Origin of the sequence: Tepidimonas alkaliphilus (genome assembly GCF_007556595.1) — a bacterium.
In the GTDB taxonomy this organism is placed as follows: Bacteria; Pseudomonadota; Gammaproteobacteria; order Burkholderiales; family Burkholderiaceae_C; genus Tepidimonas; species Tepidimonas alkaliphila.
In genome coordinates, this window is the sequence record NZ_VJNB01000009.1 from 21,000 (window position 1) to 36,978 (window position 15,979).

Annotated in this window: 16 protein-coding genes; 14 read left to right on the forward strand and 2 right to left on the reverse strand. The window is 65.8% G+C overall.

Annotated features, from left to right (window positions below; genetic code table 11):
* Positions 1–40 precede the first annotated feature (40 nt).
* The gene (gene acs, locus Talka_RS08830) at positions 41–2,035 is read left to right on the forward strand and encodes an acetate--CoA ligase (RefSeq protein WP_143890776.1); all 1,995 of its coding nucleotides are present in this window, start codon (positions 41–43) and stop codon (positions 2,033–2,035) included.
* Positions 2,036–2,193: 158 nt separating this feature from the next.
* Here acs and Talka_RS08835 read toward each other — a convergent pair whose 3' ends face one another.
* On the reverse strand, positions 2,194–2,499 hold the full coding sequence (locus Talka_RS08835) for a c-type cytochrome (RefSeq protein WP_143890778.1): 306 nt from the start codon (positions 2,497–2,499) through the stop codon (positions 2,194–2,196).
* 144 nt (positions 2,500–2,643) lie between these two features.
* Here Talka_RS08835 and Talka_RS08840 point away from each other — a divergent pair, with 144 nt between their 5' ends.
* Complete coding sequence (locus Talka_RS08840; protein ID WP_143890780.1) at positions 2,644–2,886, forward strand: TIGR04438 family Trp-rich protein; 243 nt, start codon at positions 2,644–2,646, stop codon at positions 2,884–2,886.
* A gap of 128 nt (positions 2,887–3,014) precedes the next feature.
* Positions 3,015–4,877, forward strand: coding sequence for a dihydroxy-acid dehydratase (ilvD, locus tag Talka_RS08845; protein WP_143890782.1), 1,863 nt, complete (start codon positions 3,015–3,017; stop codon positions 4,875–4,877).
* A gap of 44 nt (positions 4,878–4,921) precedes the next feature.
* Here ilvD and Talka_RS08850 read toward each other — a convergent pair whose 3' ends face one another.
* Positions 4,922–5,158 carry a hypothetical protein gene (locus Talka_RS08850; protein WP_143890784.1) on the reverse strand — a complete coding sequence of 79 codons (237 nt, stop codon included), beginning with the start codon at positions 5,156–5,158 and terminating at the stop codon, positions 4,922–4,924.
* Between the two features lie 124 nt (positions 5,159–5,282).
* Here Talka_RS08850 and lgt point away from each other — a divergent pair, with 124 nt between their 5' ends.
* The 11 genes from lgt (at position 5,283) to Talka_RS08905 (ending at position 15,958) form a co-directional block, all read left to right on the forward strand.
* Entirely contained in the window at positions 5,283–6,083 is an 801-nt protein-coding gene (lgt, locus tag Talka_RS08855) for a prolipoprotein diacylglyceryl transferase (RefSeq protein WP_143890786.1), read from the forward strand.
* 38 nt (positions 6,084–6,121) lie between these two features.
* Entirely contained in the window at positions 6,122–7,678 is a 1,557-nt protein-coding gene (locus tag Talka_RS08860) for a malonate--CoA ligase (RefSeq protein WP_143890788.1), read from the forward strand.
* 84 nt (positions 7,679–7,762) lie between these two features.
* Positions 7,763–10,141, forward strand: coding sequence for a heavy metal translocating P-type ATPase (locus Talka_RS08865; protein WP_143890790.1), 2,379 nt, complete (start codon positions 7,763–7,765; stop codon positions 10,139–10,141).
* 36 nt (positions 10,142–10,177) lie between these two features.
* Positions 10,178–10,315: a cbb3-type cytochrome oxidase assembly protein CcoS gene (gene ccoS / locus Talka_RS08870; protein ID WP_143890792.1), complete on the forward strand. Its 138-nt coding sequence runs from the start codon at positions 10,178–10,180 to the stop codon at positions 10,313–10,315.
* 116 nt (positions 10,316–10,431) lie between these two features.
* On the forward strand, positions 10,432–11,868 hold the full coding sequence (ccoN, locus tag Talka_RS08875; protein ID WP_143890794.1) for a cytochrome-c oxidase, cbb3-type subunit I: 1,437 nt from the start codon (positions 10,432–10,434) through the stop codon (positions 11,866–11,868).
* Between the two features lie 21 nt (positions 11,869–11,889).
* On the forward strand, positions 11,890–12,594 hold the full coding sequence (ccoO, locus tag Talka_RS08880) for a cytochrome-c oxidase, cbb3-type subunit II (RefSeq protein WP_143890796.1): 705 nt from the start codon (positions 11,890–11,892) through the stop codon (positions 12,592–12,594).
* A 30-nt stretch (positions 12,595–12,624) separates the two neighbouring features.
* On the forward strand, positions 12,625–12,765 hold the full coding sequence (locus Talka_RS08885; RefSeq protein ID WP_143890797.1) for a cbb3-type cytochrome oxidase subunit 3: 141 nt from the start codon (positions 12,625–12,627) through the stop codon (positions 12,763–12,765).
* A 26-nt stretch (positions 12,766–12,791) separates the two neighbouring features.
* Positions 12,792–13,700: a cytochrome-c oxidase, cbb3-type subunit III gene (ccoP, locus tag Talka_RS08890; protein WP_143890799.1), complete on the forward strand. Its 909-nt coding sequence runs from the start codon at positions 12,792–12,794 to the stop codon at positions 13,698–13,700.
* Positions 13,701–13,789: 89 nt separating this feature from the next.
* The gene (gene ccoG, locus Talka_RS08895) at positions 13,790–15,202 is read left to right on the forward strand and encodes a cytochrome c oxidase accessory protein CcoG (RefSeq protein WP_143890801.1); all 1,413 of its coding nucleotides are present in this window, start codon (positions 13,790–13,792) and stop codon (positions 15,200–15,202) included.
* 144 nt (positions 15,203–15,346) lie between these two features.
* Positions 15,347–15,580 carry a hypothetical protein gene (locus Talka_RS08900; protein WP_246100641.1) on the forward strand — a complete coding sequence of 78 codons (234 nt, stop codon included), beginning with the start codon at positions 15,347–15,349 and terminating at the stop codon, positions 15,578–15,580.
* 63 nt (positions 15,581–15,643) lie between these two features.
* On the forward strand, positions 15,644–15,958 hold the full coding sequence (locus tag Talka_RS08905) for a hypothetical protein (RefSeq protein WP_143890803.1): 315 nt from the start codon (positions 15,644–15,646) through the stop codon (positions 15,956–15,958).
* Positions 15,959–15,979: the final 21 nt, after the last annotated feature.

Here is a 15,979-nt window from a genome sequence, read left to right on the forward strand (position 1 = left end):
GAGTCGGGTCTTGCTTTGCCAGCCGAGGAGATTGAACAGTATGGCCGAACCGAGCGCCGCCATTGCATCGATGTTGGTGGAAAACCGCGTCTTCGAACCCAACCCGCAGCTGGTCGCGCAGGCGCGCATCAGCGGCATGGATGCCTACCGCGCCCTGTGCGCCGAGGCCGAGGCCGACTTTGAAGGGTTCTGGGCGCGCCGCGCGCGCGAGCTGCTGCACTGGCACAAGCCGTTCACGCAGGTGCTGGACGAGTCCAATAAACCGTTCTACAGGTGGTTTGCTGACGGCGAGCTCAACGCCTCCTACAACTGCCTTGACCGGCACATCGGCACGCCGGTGGAGCACAAGACCGCCATCATTTATGAGACCGATGACGGCCAGGTTACGCGCGTGACCTACCGCGAGCTGCTGCAGCGCGTGGCGCGCATGGCCAACGCGCTGAAAAGCCTGGGCGTCGGCAAGGGCGACCGCGTCGTCATCTACATGCCGATGAGCATCGAGGGCGTGGTGGCGATGCAGGCGTGCGCGCGCATCGGCGCCACGCACAGCGTGGTGTTCGGGGGCTTTTCGGCCAAGGCGTTGCAGGAGCGTATCCAGGACGCCGGCGCGGTGGCTGTGATCACCGCCAACTTCCAGATGCGCGGCGGCAAGGAGCTGCCGCTGAAGGGCATCGTCGATGAGGCGCTGGCGTTGGGCGGCTGCGACAGCGTGCGCCACGTCATCGTCTGGCAGCGCACCGCCACCGCCTGCAACATGGTCGCCGGGCGCGACCTGTGGCTGCACGAGGTCGTCGCCGGCCAAAGCGAGGACTGCCCGCCGGAGATCGTCGGCGCCGAGCACCCGCTGTTCATCCTCTACACCTCCGGCTCCACCGGCAAGCCCAAGGGCGTGCAGCACTCCACCGGCGGCTACCTGCTGTGGGCCAAGCAGACCATGCTGTGGACCTTCGACCTGAAGGACAGCGACGTCTTCTGGTGCACCGCCGACATCGGCTGGATCACCGGCCACACCTACGTCGCCTACGGGCCGCTGGCCGCCGGCGCCACCCAGATCGTCTTCGAGGGCGTGCCGACCTACCCCAACGCCGGGCGCTTCTGGCAGATGATCGAGCGCCACAAGGCCACCATCTTCTACACCGCGCCCACCGCCATCCGATCGCTGATCAAGGCCAGCGACACCGACGACAAGGTGCACCCGCGCAACTGGGATTTGTCATCGCTGCGCATCTTGGGTTCGGTTGGCGAGCCGATCAACCCCGAGGCGTGGATGTGGTACTACAAGCACGTCGGCGGTGAGCGCTGCCCGATTGTGGACACCTTCTGGCAGACCGAGACCGGCGGCCACATGATCACGCCGTTGCCGGGCGCCACGCCGCTGGTGCCGGGCTCGTGCACGCTGCCGCTGCCGGGCATCTTCGCCGCTATCGTCGATGAGCAGGGCAACGACATGCCACATGGCCAGGGCGGCATCCTGGTCATCAAGAAGCCGTGGCCGTCGATGATCCGCACCATCTGGGGCGATCCGCAGCGTTTCAAGAAGAGCTACTTCCCCGAGGAGCTCAAGGGCTACTACCTGGCCGGCGACGGCGCCGTGCGCTCCGAGGACCGCGGCTACTTTCGCATCACCGGCCGCATCGACGACGTGCTCAACGTCAGCGGCCACCGCATGGGCACGATGGAAATCGAGTCGGCGCTGGTGGCCAAAACCGACCTCGTGGCCGAAGCGGCGGTGGTGGGGCGCCCGGATGACGTCACCGGCGAGGCCATCGTTGCCTTCGTCGTGCTGAAGCGCCCGCTGCCGCAGGGCGAGGAGGCCAAGCGAATCGCCGATGAGCTGCGCGCCTGGGTGGCCAAGGAAATCGGCCCGATCGCCAAGCCGAAAGACATCCGCTTTGGCGAAAACTTGCCGAAGACCCGTTCCGGCAAGATCATGCGCCGCCTGCTGCGGGCGATTGCCAAGGGCGAAGCCATCACCCAGGATATCTCCACGTTGGAAAACCCCTCCATCTTGGAGCAACTGGCCAAGACCAACTGAGTCCTCAGTGGCATGCTGCCGCGGCGGATCGCCGCGCGGTTCGATTCGGTCGTCGGCTCGCTTGTCAAACAAAAGCCCCGCGCGCAGCGGGGCTTGGTTTTGGGAGGATGAGCTTCGGTTTGATGCCGCCTGGCTTGACGGGGCGGTTTTTCAACCCATTATTTCAGGCTGAGCACCCAGGCCGCCAGCTTCTTGGCCTCGGCGTCGTTGACCTGGGGGTTAGCCGGCATCGGCACCGCGCCCCAAACGCCAGCGCCGCCCTTTTGGATTTTGTGCGCCAGCATGTCCACCGCCTTGGCGTCGCCAGCGTATTTCTTGGCGATGTCCTTATAAGCGGGGCCAACCAGCTTTTTGTCCACCGCGTGGCAGGCCATGCAGTTTTTTGCCTTGGCCAGCGCTTCGTCGGCCAGTGCGGGGCCAGCCACGGCGGCGGCGGCTGCCACGATCAGCAGAGCACGTTTCATGTTCGTAACCTCCTAAGCTATGAGGGGGTGAGGGCCACGACGGCATTCTAGCCAGCCGTCTCCGCGGCACAATGCCGGCTTACACCTTGTTGCAACCGATACAGCCAGGCTGTCCAGCCTGCTTCCAGAGGGGGGCGTTGACGCATGCCGATGTTGATGTTGGGTTTGCTGCTGTTGGCGTTGAAAGCCGGCGGCTGGGTGCAGCTCGGCTGGCCATGGGTGCTTTCGCCGTTTGGGCTGGCGCTGCTGTGGTGGTGGTGGGCCGACTGGTCGGGCTACACCCAGCGTCAGGCGATGCGCAAGGATCAAGCGCGCCGCGAAGCGCGGCTGGCCAAAGCTCGGGCGCAGCTGCGCGCAGACTCCGACGTCGGATCGCGAGGAAAATAAAGCGCACCCATCCACGGGGCTGGGGTGCTGGCACAATCCAACGCAACGGGGGATCCGGGCGCTGTTGGCTGAGCCTGGCGTCCCCCGCGCCGATGTTCGCCCTTGACCACGCTGCCAAGAGAGTTGCCATGCCCGCCTACCGCTCCCGCACCACCACGCAAGGTCGCAACATGGCCGGCGCGCGCGCCCTGTGGCGCGCCACCGGCATGAAGGATGGCGACTTCGACAAGCCCATCATCGCCGTGGCCAACTCGTTCACGCAGTTCGTGCCCGGCCACGTGCACCTGAAGGATCTGGGCCAGCTCGTCTGCCGCGAGATCGAGGCCGCCGGCGGCGTGGCCAAGGAGTTCAACACCATCGCCGTGGACGACGGCATCGCGATGGGCCACGACGGCATGCTGTACTCGCTGCCCAGCCGCGAGCTGATCGCCGACAGCGTCGAGTACATGGTCAACGCGCACTGCGCCGACGCGCTGGTGTGCATCTCCAACTGCGACAAGATCACGCCGGGCATGCTGATGGCGGCGATGCGCCTGAACATCCCGACCGTGTTCGTTTCCGGCGGCCCGATGGAGGCCGGCAAGGTGCGCCTGGCGGCGCCGGGCGAGCAGACCGTGCAGATCAAGAAGCTCGACCTGGTCGATGCGATGGTGATGGCCGCCGACCCGCACGTCGACGAGGCCACCGTGGCGGAGGTCGAGCGCTCGGCCTGCCCGACCTGCGGCTCGTGCTCCGGCATGTTCACCGCCAACTCGATGAACTGCCTGACCGAGGCGCTGGGCCTGTCGCTGCCGGGCAACGGCACGGTGCTGGCCACGCACGCCGACCGCGAGCAGCTGTTCCGTCGCGCCGGGCGGCTGATCGTCGAGCTGGCGCGCCGCTACTACGAGCAGGACGACGCCTCGGTGTTGCCGCGCTCGATCGCCAGCTTCGAGGCGTTTGAGAACGCGATGTCCCTGGACATCGCGATGGGCGGCTCCACCAACACGATTCTGCATTTGCTGGCCGTGGCGCAGGAGGCCGGTGTGCCGTTCACCATGGCCGACATCGACCGTTTGTCGCGCCGGGTGCCAACGCTGTGCAAGGTCGCGCCCAACACCCCGCTTTATCACATCGAAGATGTACACCGCGCTGGCGGCATCATGGCTATTTTGGGCGAGTTGGCGCGCGCCGGCCTGCTGCACACCGGCGTGCGCACCGTGCACAGCGCCACGCTGGCCGAAGCGCTGGCGCGCTGGGACGTCATGGTGACCGAATCGGAGGATGTGCGCACGTTCTACCGCGCTGGCCCGGCGGGCATTCCAACCCAGCAGCCGTTCAGTCAAAGCACGCGCTGGCCCACGCTTGATTTGGATCGCGCGCAGGGTTGCATCCGCTCCGTAGCCCACGCTTACTCGCGCGACGGCGGGCTGGCGGTGCTGCGCGGCAACCTGGCCCCAGACGGCTGCGTGGTCAAAACCGCGGGCGTGGATGAGAGCATCCTCGTGTTTGAGGGCGTGGCGCACGTGGTCGAATCGCAAGAAGAGGCGGTCGAGCACATCTTGGGCGACCGCGTTCAGCCCGGCGAGGTGGTGGTGGTGCGCTACGAAGGCCCGCGCGGCGGCCCCGGCATGCAAGAAATGCTCTACCCGACTTCGTATCTCAAGTCCAAGGGTCTGGGCAAAGTCTGTGCGCTGCTGACCGACGGGCGCTTCTCGGGCGGCACCTCGGGGCTTTCGATCGGTCACGTGTCGCCGGAGGCTGCGGCGGGCGGGCCGATCGGCCTGGTGCGCGACGGGGACCGCATTCGCATCGATATCCCCAACCGTCGAATCGATGTGTTGGTGTCCGATGAGGAGCTGGCGCGGCGTCGCGCCGAGCAGGATCGGCTGGGCTGGAAGCCGGCTCGTCCTCGGGCGCGCAAGGTTTCCACCGCGCTGCAGGCCTACGCCCTGCTGGCCACGTCGGCTGATCGTGGCGCGGTGCGGGATGTCAGCCGGTTGTCGGTGTGAGGCGTGGGCGAGGCCGTGCGGCTGCGCGTCTCGCCACGGTGCGCTCAGTGCGAACGGGATGGACGAGACCAAGCCGCCTGCAGCGCCACCGACAACACCATCACTTCCTCTTGCGTCAGGTCAGGGTAGAGTTCGCGCACCCGCAGCGGCACTTGGTGGGTGAGGGCATGCCCGGCGATGCCCTGGGCAGGGTCCAGCAGCGGGCGGCAAAGCTCCAGCGCTTGCTCGAACACGGCTCGCACGCGGTGGTAATGGCGCCGTTCCTCCGTTGGGGCGTCCATGGCTGCACTCCTGTTGGGTTTTGTCGCAGACGCGTCAGGTTGCTCGCATCGAAGACCTGCCATCATAGCCGCGCAGCCGCCTTCGGGGCGGCGCGGCGGGCCGGCCATCGTTTAGGATCCGCCCATGCTGATTCATCCCGGCTTCGATCCAGTGGCGGTGCGCATCGGCCCGCTGGCCGTGCATTGGTATGGCCTGATGTATTTGGCCGGCTTTGCGGCTTTTCTTTGGCTGGCGCGCCGCCGTCTGCGCCATGAGCCGTTTCGCTCACTGGGATGGCAGCCGCGCGACGTGGAGGACATGCTGTTCTGGGGCGTGCTGGGCGTCATCCTGGGCGGTCGGCTGGGCTATGTGCTGTTTTACAAGCCAATGACCTACCTGGCAGAGCCTTGGCGGATCGTGGCCGTCTGGGAAGGCGGCATGAGCTTTCACGGCGGGCTGCTGGGCGTGCTGCTGGCCATGGCGTGGTGGGCGCGACGCCAGCAACGCCCGTGGCTGCAAGTGATGGATTTTGTGGCACCTTGCGTGCCGGTCGGGCTGGCGCTGGGGCGGCTGGGCAACTTCATCAACGGCGAACTGTGGGGGCGCCCCGCGCCGCCGCAGCTGCCATGGGCGATGGTCTTTCCGGCGGCTGGGCCGCAGCCGCGCCATCCCTCTCAGCTGTATCAGATGGCGCTGGAGGGTCTGCTGCTGTTTGCGTTGTTGTGGTGGTTCGCTCGCCGGCAGCGCCGAACCGGCGAAGTCTCGGCGGCGTTTTTGGTGGGCTACGGCGTGATGCGCTTTGCCGCCGAATATTTCCGCGAGCCCGACGCCCATCTCGGGCTGTTGTCGTTGGGCTTCAGCATGGGGCAGTGGCTGAGCCTGCCGATGATCGTGGCCGGCGTGGCCCTTTGGGCCTGGGCGCGACGGCGGTCAGCTGCATTGTGATCCAGCCGGGCTTTTGACGGACCAAAACCGTGGCGGCGATGAATCTTGAGACGTGCTCCAACCTTTACGCGGCGCTGCGCGCGGGCTTTCCCGCCGATCTCGACGCCACCGCCATCGAAACCGAGACCGGCCTGCGCTACACGTGGCGCGACCTGGAGCGCGGCAGCGCCATGCTGGCCCATGAGCTGCTCAGCCGCGGGCTGCAGCCTGGCGAGCGGGTCATGGCCCAGGTGGACAAGTCGGTCGAGGCGTTAATGCTGTATCTGGCGGCGCTGCGCGCGGGGCTCGTCTATGTGCCGCTGAACCTTGCTTACACCGACGCCGAAGTGGAGTTCTTTTTGCACGACGCCAAGCCGTCGGTGCTGGTGTGCACCCCAGGCCGGTTTGGGCGTCTCAGCCAGCTGGCTTTCGTCGCCGGGGTGCGCGTGGTTTACACGCTGGGAGCCGACCGCAGCGGCAACTTGTTGGATCGCGCCGCCCAGCGTGCCGAGGCGCACGAGCCCGTCGCGGTGGGGCCGCAGGCGCTGGCCAGCATCATTTACACCAGCGGCACCACCGGGCGCAGCAAGGGCGCGATGCTGACGCACGCCAACTTGCTGGCCAACGCCCGCGTGCTGCACGACTACTGGGGCTGGCAGCCCGGCGACGTCTTGATCCACGTGTTGCCGATCTTTCACGTGCACGGGCTGTTCGTGGCGGTGCACGGCGCGTTGCTCAGCGGCAGCCCGATGCTGTGGGCGGCTAAGTTTGAGCCCGCCGCCGTGCTGCGCTGGCTGCCGCGCGCCACCGTGTTCATGGGGGTGCCAACGCTCTACACCCGCTTGCTGGCCGAGCCGGGCCTTAACCCAGCCGTGTGCGCGCGGATGCGGTTGTTCATCAGTGGCTCCGCGCCGCTGACCTTGCCCACGTTCACCGCCTGGCAACAGCGCACCGGGCATACCATCTTGGAGCGTTACGGCATGAGCGAAACGCTGATGCTGACCTCCAACCCTTACAAGCCGGATCCGCGCTACGGCGGGCAATCCGAGCGTCGTGGCGGCACGGTGGGTTTTCCTTTGCCGGGAGTGGAGCTGCGCATCGCCGATGAGGCCGACCGGCCGCTGCCTGCGGGCCAGGTGGGCGGGGTTCAAGTGCGCGGCCCCAGCGTGTTTGCGGGCTACTGGCGCTTGCCCGAAAAAACCCGCGCCGAATTCACCGCCGACGGCTGGTTTCGCACGGGCGACGTCGGGATGCTTGACGAACGGGGCTATCTCACGCTGGTCGGGCGCAGCAAGGACGTGCTGATCAGCGGCGGCTACAACGTCTATCCCGCCGAGGTCGAGGGCGCTATTCTGGATCTGCCAGGCGTGGCCGACTGCGCGGTCATTGGCGTGCCGCACCCGGACTGGGGTGAGGCCGGCGTCGCGCTGGTGGTGCCGCAGCCCGGCGCCGCGCTGGATCCAGCGACCTTGCTGGGTCTGTTGCGGCAGCGCTTGGCCGCCTACAAAATCCCCAAGCACTGCGCGCTGGTGGAGGATTTGCCGCGCAACGCCATGGGCAAGGTGCAGAAGAACGTGCTGCGCGAGCGCTGGCGCGGATGCTTTGGCGGGGTCTGAGCCCGCCGGGCCGACCTGTGCGTCAAGCAGGTCTTTTTGACCCGCATCAAGCCCTAGGGAGGGGGTGCGGGATAATCTGAACCGATGGCCGATCCTCAACCCGTTGCGGTGTCCACCTCAACGGCGCCGTGGTCGCCCTGGAGCGGGCACCGCGGCCCGCTGGAGGTGCACGACGACTTCCGCGTGCTGGACGACCCGCTGGAGCAGCGCGACTTCACCGAAGTGCGCGAGGAGGGCGGCCGCACCGTCTGCGAATCGACGCTGGTGGTGCAGGGCATGTATTGTGCCGCCTGCGCCGACACGGTGGAGGCGGCGCTGGCCGGCCGCGGCGGCGTGCTGGAGGCGCAGGTGCACGCCGCCACGCGGCGCCTGACGCTGCGCTGGGATCCGGCGCGCACGCGCCTGTCGGAACTCGCGGAGGCGGTCGGCCGCGTCGGCTACCGGCTGCTGCCGATGCAGCAGGCTTTTGCGGTCAGTGAGCGCACGCGCGAGACGCGCCGCGCGCTGTGGCGGCTGTTCGTGGCGGGCTTTTGCATGATGCAGGTGATGATGTACACGTGGCCCGAGTACGTCACCGAGCCGGGCCAGATCCCGGCCGACCTGCTGCAGCTGCTGCGCTGGGCCTCGTGGGTGCTGAGCCTGCCGGTGCTGCTGTTGGCCAGCGGGCCGTTCTTCGGCAGCGCCTGGCGCGACCTGCGCCAGGGCCGCATCGGTATGGACGTACCGGTGTCGCTGGGCATCCTGATCACTTTCGTCGTCAGCACGCTGGCCACCTTCGACCCCACCGGGCCGTGGGGGCACGACATCTGGTACGACTCGCTGACGATGTTCGTGTTCTTCCTGCTCGGCGGGCGCTACCTGGAGCACAAGCTGCGCGACCGCACCGCCGGCGCCCTGGACGCGCTGATGAACCGCCTGCCGGAGGTGGTGCAGCGCGAGCGCGCCGACGGCGCGCTGGAGGCGATCTCGCTCAAGCGCCTGCAGGCCGGCGACGTGGTGCACGTGCAGGCCGGGCAGGCGTTCCCGGGCGACGGTGAGGTGTTGTCCGAGGCCGCCACGGTGGACGAGGCGCTGCTGACCGGCGAGTCGCACCCGGTGACGCGCCGCCGCGGCGAGATGGTGGTGGCCGGCAGCCACAACCTCGGCGGCACGGTGCGCGTGCGGCTGCAGCGCGTCGGGCGGCAGACGCGCTTCGCGCAGATCGTCGCGCTGATGGAGCAGGCCAGCACCGACAAGCCGCGCCTGGCGCGGCTGGCTGACCGCATCGCTGCGCCGTTCCTGGTGGCGGTGCTGCTGGCGGCGGGGCTGGCCGGACTGTACTGGTGGCAGTTCGACCCCAGCCGCGCGCTGGCGGTGGCGGTGGCGGTGCTGATCGTCACTTGCCCGTGTGCGCTGTCGCTGGCCACGCCGGCGGCGATGCTGGCCGCCGCCGGCGCGCTGGCGCGCCGCGGCATCCTGACGCGGCGGTTGCAGGCGTTCGAGGCGCTGGCCGCGGTGGACACGGTGGTGTTCGACAAGACCGGCACGCTGACGCAGGACCGCGTGCTGGTGCGCGACGTGCTGACGCGCCCCGGCGTGACGCGCGCGCAGGCGCTGGCGGCGGCCTGGCCGCTGGCGCGCGCCTCGCTGCACCCGGTGTCGCGCGCGCTGGTGGCCGCCGCCGGCAAAGGGCCCGACGCCCCGGCGTGGGAGGTGCGCGAGACCCCGGGCCGGGGTTTGACCGCGCAGGGGCCGGATGGCCAGACGTGGCGGCTGGGTTCGGCGGCGCATTGCGGACTCGACGAAGCGACCCTGCTGGCCAGCGGGCGCACGCTGGCCGACGTGCCGTGCGCTTATCTATGCGACGAGCAAGGGTGGCTGGCCACCTTCGTGCTCGACGAGGGCGTGCGCCCCGAGGCCCGCGAGGCGATCGAGCGGCTGCGCGCGCTTGGGCTGCAGGTGCGGCTGCTGTCGGGCGACCGGCTCGGCGCCGCGCAGCGCGTGGCCCGTATGCTCGGCATCGAGCACGTCGTCGCCGGCGTCAGCCCCGAGGACAAGCTTGCCACGCTGCGCCGCTGGCAGGCTGAGGGGCGGCGCGTGGCGATGGTCGGCGACGGCCTCAACGACGGCCCGGTGCTGGCGGCGGCGGACGTCTCGTTTGCGCTTGGCCACGGTGCGCCGCTGACGCAGACCCGTGCCGACATGGTCGTGCAAAGCGGACGCTTGACCGATATCGTGGCCACCGTCGAGATGGCGCGCGCCACGTTGCGGGTGGTGCGCCAGAACCTGGCTTGGGCGGCGGGCTACAACGCGCTGGCGGTGCCGCTGGCGGTGGCCGGCTACATGCCGCCGTGGGCGGCGGGCCTGGGCATGGCCGCAAGCTCGCTGCTGGTGATCGGCAATGCGCTACGGCTGGGGCGGCGCACGCCGCTGCTGTTGCAACAGGCTCCACGCGCCATGCCGGCTCAGCCCGCGGCTACATGATCAAGCAGCAACCGCTTTGAAACGGAGACGCAAGCGATGGAAATCCTCTACCTGTTGGTGCCGCTGTCGGTGGTGCTGGTGCTGCTGATCATCGGCGTGTTTTGGTGGGCGCTGCAGTCGGGTCAGTTTGACAACGTCGAGCGCGAGGGTGAACGCATCCTTAGGCAAGATTGATATGGGTCAGAACCTCGGGTTTCCCCGGAGTTCGGTTTGACATATATCAACAGATGCTGATGCGCGTTTCGCCATACTGCTGGGCCGGGTGAGTTTCACACAACAGGAGCGTTTCTATGTCTGCAACCACGTTGGCCCCGGCCACAGGGGTCTATAACGACAAGGTCGTGAGGCAGTTTGCCATCATGACTGTGGTGTGGGGCATCGTCGGCTTTTTGGTCGGCGTCATCATCGCCGCCCAGCTAGCCTGGCCGGAGCTGAACTTCGGTATCGAATATATCACCTACAGCCGGTTGCGACCGCTGCACACCAGCGCCGTGATCTTCGCTTTCGGGGGCTGCGGCCTGTTCGCGACGGCCTACTACGTGGTGCAGCGCACCTGTCAAACCCCTTTGTTTGCGCCCGGGCTGGCGTCGTTTACGTTCTGGGGCTGGCAGGCGGTGATCGTGCTGGCGGCCATCACGTATCCGCTCGGCTACACGCAAGGGCGCGAGTATGCCGAGCTGATCTGGCCGATCGACGTGCTGGTGGCCGTGGTGTGGGTGGCCTTTGCGATCGTGTTTTTCGGCACGATCAGCCAGCGCAAGGTCAAGCACATCTACGTGGCCAACTGGTTCTATGGCGCGTTCATCATCGCGGTGGCGATGCTGCACATCGTCAACAACATCCAGATTCCCACCAGCCTGACGCACTCTTACTCGGTCTATGCCGGCGTGCAGGACGCCATGGTGCAGTGGTGGTACGGCCACAACGCGGTGGGCTTCTTCCTGACCGCGGGCTTCCTGGGCATGATGTATTACTTCATCCCGAAGCAGGCCGAGCGCCCGGTGTATTCCTATCGGCTCTCGATCGTGCACTTCTGGGCGCTGATCTTCACCTACATGTGGGCAGGCCCGCACCACTTGCATTACACCGCGCTGCCAGACTGGGCGCAGTCGCTGGGCATGGTGTTTTCGCTCATCCTGCTGGCGCCGAGCTGGGGCGGCATGATCAACGGCATCATGACGCTGTCGGGCGCCTGGCATAAGCTGCGTGACGACCCAATTTTGCGCTTCCTGATCGTGTCGCTGTCCTTCTACGGTATGTCCACCTTCGAAGGACCGATGATGTCGATCAAGACCGTCAACGCGCTGAGCCACTACACCGACTGGACCATCGGCCACGTGCACTCTGGCGCGCTGGGCTGGGTCGGCCTGGTGACAATGGGTTCGCTCTACTACCTCATTCCACGCCTGTTCGGCCAGAAGCGCATGTATAGCATCAAGGCCATTGAGGTGCACTTCTGGATCTCGACGATCGGCATCGTGCTCTACATCGCCTCGATGTGGATTGCTGGCGTCATGCAAGGCTTGATGTGGCGCGCGGTCAACCCGGACGGGTCGCTCACCTACACCTTCGTGGAGTCGGTCAAGGCGTCGTATCCGTTCTACGTCATCCGCTTGTTGGGCGGGGTGCTCTACCTCGCAGGCATGTGCGTGATGGCCTGGAACGTCTGGAAGACCGCCCAGCAGGGCAAAGTGGAGCCGGTGGCCATTCCCGCGCCCGCGCACTGAGCTTGATCAAGGGGACTTGCCATGGCTGAACACGATCACAAGCCCACAGGCCACGAGCGCATCGAGACCAACAATTTCCTGATGATCGTCCTCATCACCCTGGTGGTGGCGGTGGGCGGTCTGGTCGAGATCGTGCCGCTGTTCTTCCAGCACTCCACGACCAAACCGATCGAAGGCGTCAAGCCTTATACGGCCCTGCAACTGGCCGGGCGCGATATCTACATCCGCGAAGGCTGCTACGTGTGCCACTCGCAGATGGTGCGCCCTTTCCACGCCGAAACCTTGCGTTACGGGCCGTATTCGGTCGCAGGGGAGTTTGTGTATGACCATCCGTTCCAGTGGGGCTCCAAGCGCACCGGGCCGGACCTGGCGCGCGTCGGCGGTCGTTACTCGGACGAATGGCACCGCATCCACCTGATCAACCCGCGCGACCTGGTGCCGGAGTCCAACATGCCGGCCTACCCCTGGCTAGAGCGGCGGCAAGTGGACGCCGATGTGTTGCCCGGCCGTATGGCGGCGTTGCGCAAGCTCGGCGTGCCTTACACCGACGAGGAAATCGCCAAAGCGGCCGATGAGGTGCGGGGCAAAACCGAAATGGAGGCGCTGATTGCCTACCTGCAAAGCCTGGGCACTGCACGTTCGTGGGACAAGTTGGCGCAGCCGTCGGCCCAAACCGCGCAAACCTCGCCCGCTGCCGAGGCGGCTTCAACCCAAGCCGCTCAATGACGCCGTAGCCAACCAAAAAGGGAGCATGCCATGGACATCAATGACTTGCGCTCGCTCGTCACGGTGCTGAGTCTGATCACGTTCGTGGGCATTTGGGCCTGGGCGTGGTCGCGCAAGAACAAGCAACGTTTCGACGAGGCCGCCAAGCTGCCTTTTCAGGGCGATGACTAAGGGCATGCCGCCACGGAGCATCCATCATGAGCGATTTCACCAGCGATTTTTGGCACTTTTATGTCGGTGGCATCACGCTGCTGAGCATTTTGGCGTGTGCGTTTTTCCTCTGGGTCAGCGGCACGACGCGCGTCAAGGCCGCAGCGGACAACACCACGGGCCATGTGTGGGATGGCGATCTACGTGAAATGAACAACCCGCTGCCGCGTTGGTGGGTGTATCTGTTCATCATCACGGTGGTGTTTGCGCTCATTTATGGCGCGCTGTACCCCATGTTTGGCAAGATGGGGGGCATTTTGAACTGGTCCTCGCATGACCAGTGGGCGCGTGAGCGTGAGCGTGCCCTGGCCGCTGTGGAGCCCCTGTATGCCAAGTTCCGCGGCACCGATCCGAAAGATTTGGCGAAAGATCAAAACGCCATGGCGGTGGGTGAGCGACTTTACATGAACTATTGCGCCCAGTGCCACGGCTCTGATGCGCGCGGCAGCAAATCCTTTCCGAACCTGACCGACAACGACTGGCTCGGCGGCGACGGCGAGCCGGAGTACATCAAGACGGTGATCACCCAAGGTCGGGTCGGCGTGATGCCGCCGATGGCTGCGGCAGTCGGCACGCCTGAAGACGTGCGCAATCTGGCTCACTATGTGTTGAGTCTGTCTGGCAGCCCGCACGACGCCGTGCGCGCCAGCTTGGGGCAATCGAAATGGGGCGCATGCGCCGCCTGCCACGGACCTGACGGCAAAGGCATGCACGCCACCGGCGCGCCCAATCTGACGGATCAGATCTGGCTGCACGGCTGGGGCGAGGAGGCGATCGTGAAAGCGATCAACGAAGGCTTCAACAACGTGATGCCGGCGCAGAATGCGTTACTGACGCCCGACCAAATTCACGTGTTGACCGCATACGTGTGGAAACTCTCGCATCAAGCCCAATAACGTCAGCCTTGCGCTAGGTCAAGCCAGCCCACAACCGACTCGGATACGATGATCCGAGTCGGTTTTGCTCTTCCAGGAGGCTCATCATCATGAGCGCCAGCACCCAGCCCAAAATAGCCCAAGACGATGAGATCGAAATCTCGCTTTATGCGGCGCGCAAAAAGATTTATCCGCGCGCGGTCACGGGTTTGTTTGCCAAATGGCGATGGTTTTTTGTCTGGTTGACGCAAGCGATTTTTTACGGCCTGCCGTGGCTGACATGGGGGCAGCGGCAAGCCGTGCTGTTTGATCTGGAGGCGCGGCGGTTTTATATTTTTGGGCTGGTTTTGTATCCGCAGGATTTTATTTATTTGACCGGCATCCTGGTGGTGTCGGCGCTGTCGCTGTTTTTGTTTACCGCCATTGCGGGGCGGCTGTGGTGCGGCTACGCCTGTCCGCAGACGGTTTATACAGAAATTTACTTGTGGCTGGAAAAGCTGTTTGAGGGCGATCGTTCCGCTCGCATGCGGCTTGACCAAAGCCCATGGAACTTGAACAAGATCGCGCGCAAAACCGGCAAGCAGCTGGCGTGGATCGCGGTGGGGTTGTGGACAGGCTTTACCTTTGCCGGCTACTTCACCCCGATCCGCGAACTCGGGCAAGCGGTGCTGACGTGGGAGTTGGGCCCGTGGCAGACCTTTTGGATTTTCTTTTACGGTTTTGCGACCTACGGCAACGCGGGCTACATGCGCGAGCAGGTGTGCAAATACATGTGTCCTTATGCGCGTTTCCAAAGCGCGATGTTCGACAAGGACACGATGATCGTCACTTACGACGCGCAGCGCGGGGAGCCGCGCGGGCCGCGCAAGAAGTCCGCTGAACCGCAAGCGCTGGGGCTTGGTCACTGCATCGACTGCACGCTGTGCGTGCAGGTTTGCCCCACAGGCATCGACATCCGCAACGGCTTGCAATACGAGTGCATCGGCTGCGGGGCTTGCGCCGACGTGTGCGACGAGGTGATGGAAAAAATGGGCTATCCCAAAGGCCTGGTCAAATACTCCACGCAAAACGGCATGGAGCATGGGTGGAGCCGGGCGCAGATGATTCGGCGCGTTTTTCGTCCGCGCGTTTTGATATACAGCTCGATCCTGCTGGCCATTGTGGCGGCTTTGGGGGTCAGTTTATGGTTGCGGGTGCCGCTGAAGGTCGATGTGATCCGCGACCGCGGGGCGCTGGCGCGGGTGGTGGAGATGGGGCGCATCGAAAACGTTTATCGCATTCAGTTGATGAACGCGTCGGAAGAGCCGCGCGAGCTGCGCATCGAGGTGCAAGGTTTGCCGGGCATCGAGCTGGCATCCGAGCCGGTCGTGCATCTGTTGCCGACGGAAGTGCGCTCCGTGGCGGTGCGGGTGCAGGTGCCGCCAGGGCAGCCCAGCGGCACGCATCCGATCGAATTCCACTTCCGCTCGACGGATGGCAAGATCGAGGTGCGGGAGCGCACAACCTTTTTGGTTCCGCGTTAAGCGGGGGTGGCGCTGGTCGGCCCGCTTATTTCTAGGGTTGTTCCCTAAACCGGGTTTAAGCTGAGGCGATAAACTATGAATCCAATGCCGTCCACACCCGCAACCGCGCCCAATGAGCGGCGTCCATGGTTCCGCGAGCCCATCATGTGGCTGGTGGTCGGTGGCCCGCTGGCGGTGGTGGTGGCCTCGTTGATCACGGTTTGGATCGCGGTGCGCCATGCAGACACGGTGCTGCCCCGTGAGGCGGCGCCGGCGCGCGTGGCGGAGCCTTTGGAGCGGCTCAGTCCCGAAGAGCGATTGCAGGCCGAAAAAGCGGTGTTGCCCGCTGGGCAGGCTCGCAACCACGTGGTCTCGCCCACGCTGCCCAAAGGGGACTGAACCCCGCGGCGCGGGCAGGGCGAGGCGCCGTGAGGCGGCCAACGACGACAGGAGACCTCGACCATGACCCGCGTACAGCAGATCCTCTGGATTGCTTGGCCGGCCTTTCTGATGGCGGCGTTGATCGAGATGGTGGTGTTCGCCTTCGTCGATCCGCACGAGCTGCACTGGGCGGGCGAGTCGCTCGGCTGGTCGCGCCAAGCGGTTTACACGCTGGCGTTTTTTGTGTTCTGGGGCTTGACGATGGCCTCCAGCGCCTTGACGACGCTGCTGTCGAAGTCGCCGTGGGAAATCAATCGCTGTCCGCTGCCGGAGCAGCAGCGGCCGTCGGCTTGCCCTCGCTCCGACAGCCAGGCGCAGCGTCATGACCCATCTTGATGATGGGTCAAACCCGCTGGC